This is a genomic window from Nocardioides sp., assembly GCF_031397825.1.
In the GTDB taxonomy this organism is placed as follows: Bacteria; Actinomycetota; Actinomycetes; order Propionibacteriales; family Nocardioidaceae; genus Nocardioides.
This window is the reverse complement of sequence record NZ_JANNML010000209.1, coordinates 1-1,597: the sequence shown is the minus strand read 5'-3', so window position 1 is coordinate 1,597 and position 1,597 is coordinate 1. Positions and strand designations below refer to the sequence as shown.

The following is a 1,597-nucleotide window of genomic DNA, read 5'->3' as shown; positions in this document are numbered from 1 at the left end:
CGTGGTCGCCGTACGAGTGCTGGACCTGGAGGCCGAGCCAGATGGTGCCGTCCTCGCGCACCATGGCCGGAGCAGCCATCGGCAGCAGCGTGCACAGCAGCACGTCGCGCTCACCGGGGGTGGCGAGCGGGAGGGGGGCCGTCGCGGCGGGGACGAGCTCGCGCAGGGCGACCAGGTCGCACTCGGACGCCAGACCCTCGAAGGGCCGGGTGACCAGGCGCGGCGGAGCGCCCGCCGCGTTGCCGTGGCAGGAGCGGTAGCGCAGCCCGGAGCCGCACGGGCACGGCTGACGGGGTGAGACCCCCTCGGGAGCCGGGGTCGCCGACTCAGCTGCCTGCTGACGTGTCTTGTCGCGTGCTCGCTTGCCCATGGGGCTGGAGGCTACAGGCGGAGGCGGGGAGCTCTCAGAGCGGGATGCGCACGTGCACGGTCGTCTGACCGTGGTTGTCCTCGACCCACCACTGCTTGACGAGCGCATCCACGATGCTCAGGCCACGGCCGGAGATGTCGGAGTTGTCGGCGTCGACCGCGTGCGGCCGTGAGGCGCTGCCACCGTCGCTGACGGAGATGACGAGGTCGTCGGCCTCGAGGGACCAGCTCACGACGAGGTCGTTGACGGGCAGCGGTGCGGCGTGACGCACGGAGTTGCCCACCAGCTCGGAGACGACGACGCGGGCGTCATCGACCCGCTCGCCGGTGAACCCCTGGCCTTCGAGCCACGAGCGGAGCTCTTGGCGGACCACGGAGGCGGAGGGAGCCTGGAACGGGACACGGATGTCCATCCCCTGCTCCTTGCGCTCGGTCATCCCCGCCACTTCTCTCGCCTCGCTCGGTCGACGCTTAGTCAGATGCTCCCCAAAGACCCCTCGCCCAAACTCAGCCCAGCCACGAAAGGACACGACCAGGCGTGTCGGTGATCACGGCCTCGACGCCCAGGTCCAGACACCGCTTGAGGTCGTCCTCGGTGTTGACCACCCAGACGTGGATGCGGTGTCCTTCGTCGCGGAGTCTACGAGCAAGCTTCGGCCTGTCGCGGATCTCTGCGATACCCGGTCCGGCGATGGATCCAGCCAGCAACATGCCCCGGGCGACGCGCCAGGAAACCGCTCCCTCGATGAGGAAGACGGTCTCCAGCTGGGGCGCGAGTCGACGTACCCGCGTCACCGCCACCCCGGAGAAGCTCATCACCCGTGCCGGCGACCCGGCGTAGTTCCAGCCGACGTCGTCGAGCAGGTCGACCACCCGCCGCTCGACGAGTCCGGCGTAGCGGGTGGGGTGCTTGGTCTCGATCGCCACGTCGATCGTGCGGTCGTAGTCGCGCACGACGTCGATGAGCTTGTTGAGCGTGAGGACACCGGCTTCGTCACGCTCGGGGAGCTCGACCTCGTCGTCGAGATCGGCCCAGGGACGCTTCCAGGCCGAGGCATCCAGCGCGTCGAGCTGCGACAGCGTCATCGTGGAGACCACGCCGCGGGAGTTGGTGGTGCGGTCGACACGACGGTCGTGAACCAGGACGAGGTGGCCGTCGGCGGTCAGCCGGACGTCGCACTCGACGCCGTCCGCCCCCTCCTCGATGGCCTTGAGGTAGGCCGCGAGC

3 protein-coding genes are annotated in these 1,597 nt (G+C 69.8%); all 3 read right to left on the bottom strand.

Annotated features, from left to right (window positions below; genetic code table 11):
• Positions 1-370 (bottom strand): DUF5926 family protein (locus RMN98_RS17720; RefSeq protein ID WP_309650141.1); only part of this gene is annotated, 370 nt, incomplete at its 3' end.
• Positions 371-404: 34 nt separating this feature from the next.
• Positions 405-806 carry an ATP-binding protein gene (locus tag RMN98_RS17715; RefSeq protein WP_309650140.1) on the bottom strand — a complete coding sequence of 134 codons (402 nt, stop codon included), beginning with the start codon at positions 804-806 and terminating at the stop codon, positions 405-407.
• Between the two features lie 70 nt (positions 807-876).
• On the bottom strand, positions 877-1,597 hold a 721-nt coding region (locus RMN98_RS17710), incomplete at its 5' end, for a glycerophosphodiester phosphodiesterase family protein (protein WP_309650139.1).

Coding starts and splice junctions, on each gene's coding strand:
- RMN98_RS17715 (WP_309650140.1), bottom strand. CDS start 806: ATGACCGAGCGCAAGGAGCAGGGGATGGACATCCGTGTCCCGTTCCAG.